The organism is Winogradskyella vincentii (assembly GCF_020166345.1).
Classification (GTDB): domain Bacteria; phylum Bacteroidota; class Bacteroidia; order Flavobacteriales; family Flavobacteriaceae; genus Winogradskyella; species Winogradskyella vincentii.
This window is the reverse complement of record NZ_JAIUJS010000018.1, coordinates 1-3,225: the sequence shown is the minus strand read 5'-3', so window position 1 is coordinate 3,225 and position 3,225 is coordinate 1. Positions and strand designations below refer to the sequence as shown.

Below are 3,225 nucleotides of genomic sequence, written 5' to 3'. Positions count from 1 at the left end.
AACCATATAGCCCGTCGGGTCCTGGCCGTCCAGAACCTGGCCGTCCTGGGTCGAAAGGTCGAACTGTACGCTGTCGTTGGCCGGGTTCCCGTCCACCTCCATGTTGTCGTCGCACTCCTCGTAAAGGATCGCCTCCATGTCTGGGTTCGCCTGTGCAGACTCCTGCACCTCGATGTCAAAGCGCTGGCTGGAGATCGTACAGCCCGTCGACGTATCGGTTATCGTAACGAATATCTCCTGAGGGTTGCTCGTATTCGTATAAGGGCTTGCAAGCGCATTTGCACCTGCCTCGGCATCCGCAAGGCTCGCATGGTAGCTCACCGCAAACTGCAACGGGTCCTGACCGCCCAGCACCTCTTCGTCCTTGCTCTCAAGGTCGAACGTGTCAAAACCGTCGGTATTGAGCTCACAAAGTATAAAGTCGGTCACCGCTACCACTTCAGGCAACGGGTTTACCATTATGCCAAAGTCCACTACCGTGAAACAGCCCGTAACGTCGTTCGTTACCCTGACGTAGATCGTCTCTGTGCCTCCCGTACCCATATTCGTATAGTTGGCAGGGTCCGCTATAGCATTGGTACCTGCGTCCGCATCCTCTGGCGTCGTATGGTAGGTCGGCGTTACCCCGGCCTCGCCGTTCAATATCAATATCTCGTTCTCGGTCAGGTCGAAGACCTCAAGCCCGTCGTTGATCACCGTCTCGTCGCAAAGCTCCAGCGCAGGGATCTGCTCGGGCGGCGTAGGCGTCGGGACAGGCAGCACGCGGATCGTAACGCTCGTAAACGCAACGCAACCAAATGCGTTCTCGCCCCTAACAAAGATCGTCTGGGGATTCGACATGTTCGTATAAAGGCCCGTTATAGGGCTACTACCGTTCTCGGCGTCCATCTGGGTCTCGTGGTAGGTCAGGTCGATGCCGCCCTGGCCGTTCAGTATCTCCGGGCTGGCTCCCTCCAAGTTGAAGGCCTCCTGCTCGTCGCCCGGGTCGTTGTAGTCGCAGAGCTCCAATGGCGATGGCGCCGTCAGGAACGGCAACGGGTTTACCATGAGCTCCAGCTCCGTGAGCTTGTAACAGCCGGCCACCGTATTGGGGTCGTCAACACGTACCCATATGGTCTGGTTGAAAGCCACAGTGTTCGTATAGGCCGTAGGTACCGCTATCGCATTGTCCGGGATATCGGCGTCCGCCTCGCTCTCGTAATAGCTCACCATGTACTGCAACGGGTCCTGACCGCCCAGCACCTCTGCCTCGACAGATGTCAGATCGAACTGCGCAAAGCCGTCCGCCGAGATATCGTCGCACTCCTCCAGGGGCTCGGGCTCTACAAGCTGTGGCGTCGGCTCCACTATTAGCTCGAGCTCCTCTATAGTATAGCAGTCCGTTGCTATCGTAGTGCTCTCCACCCTCGCGTAGAGCGTCTGCATGTCGGCCATGATATTGCCGTAGTCCACCGAGGTATCTATGGCATCGGCACCGCTGGCTGCATTCTCGGGTGTCTCGTGGTAGGTTACCGTTAGGCCCGGTGCGCCTCCCGTGATCTCAGCATCGGCATCCGTAAGCGTGAAAAAGCCGAAGCCGTCGTTGTCAGGGTCGCAGTAGCGCAACGGCTCAGGGTCAAAGGTCACTGGTGCCTGCTCCACTACCAGCTCGAGCGTCGCCGTGTCGTAACAGCCCGTAGAAGTGTCCACCACACGAACGTAGACCGTCTGAGGGTTGGATATGTTGTCGTACGGGACCGGAAGCGCGTTGGCACCGGAAACGGCATCCGCCGGATCAAAGTGGTAGCTTACCGCGTAGCCCGGGTTGTTGCCCGTGATCTCACCGTCCTTGAGGCCAAGGTCAATGGAGGTCAGCCCGTCCGGAGTGCCGTCGTCGCAGACCTCCAGAGCGGCAGGGGCCACTACCGTCGGCAATGGGTTGGCCGTAAACGTTACAATACTGCTGTTCGGGCAAGTGCCGCTTGTCGTGTATTCTATGCTATAGGTTTCTCCGGGCGTACCGCCAGTAACTTCTCCCGTACTTGCATCGATTGACGCACCGTCCGTAGGCAAAGGGTTGAAACCAAATGTCCCTCCGGGTGTTGCTATGTTTTCAGCTACTCCTCCGTCACAGGTCGGATCAACCGTGAACGAGGCATCATCTATTGGATCGGATGTAAATGAAACAGTTGAAGCTGTTGCACATACTCCGGTTGTAGTATATGTAATCGTATATGTTGTGCTTGGTGTACCACCAGTAACTTCTCCCGTAATCGGGTCGATCGACGCGCCGTCCGTTGGAGGCACATCGAATGTATATGTACCGCCTGCCGTTGCCATAGCCCCAGGTACGGCAATACCGCCGTCACAAGTCGGTGCAACCGTGAAGGTCGCATTATCTTCAGCTGTAACTGTAACTGATTGAATTAAAGATTGAGGACAAACTCCATTAGTCGTATATTCTACAGAATATGAACTTCCTGAAATACCATTTGTAATCGTACCAGTATTTGCATCTAAAACCGCCCCATCTGCTGGATCTGGATTAAAGATAAAAGTTCCTCCGGGCTCTGCAATGTTTATCGCGGTTCCGCCATCGCACGTTGCGATTAAATCAAAACTTGGATCATCTAGTGCATTTACTACTAATAATTCAGTATTTGTTGCTGGGCAGGCACCATTCGTTGTGTATTCAATAGTATAGGTTGCACCAGGTGTAGCCATAGTTACCTCACCAGTATTTAGATCTATTACTGCTGTATCCGTAGGTGCAGGGTTGAACGCAAAGGTTCCGCCGGGCTCTGCAATGTTTATCGCGGCTCCGCCATCGCAAGTAGCGTCCATTTCAAATGAAGGGTCGTCGGTTATATTGACGCTAAAGGTCTGGGCACTTATCGAAGGACAGATGCCGGTAGTCGTATATTCTATAGTGTAGGTTTGCCCCGAACTGCCGCTTGTCACCGTTCCGGTTACCGGGTCGATGGTAGCACCGTCCATAGGTGCAGGATTAAACGTAAACGTACCGCCAGACGTTGCGAGCGGCTGGTCGACCGTCGCGCCGTCGCAGGTAGGCGTTACCGTAAAGGACGCATCGTCCCTTGGATTGACTATCAGATCAAAAACAGGCATCACGGAGGCGCTGTAACAGGTCGCATCGCCTATGGTCTCCACCCTCACGTAGATCGGCTGGGGGTTCACCGTGTTGGGGAAGGGACTCGCCAAGGCACCGACGCCGCCATCGGCATC

At 55.2% G+C, this 3,225-nt stretch carries 1 pseudogene; it reads right to left on the bottom strand.

Features of this window, described 5'->3' with window-relative positions:
- Positions 1-3,225 (bottom strand): annotated as a pseudogene (locus tag LBV24_RS14915) (hypothetical protein); the annotation flags it as partial.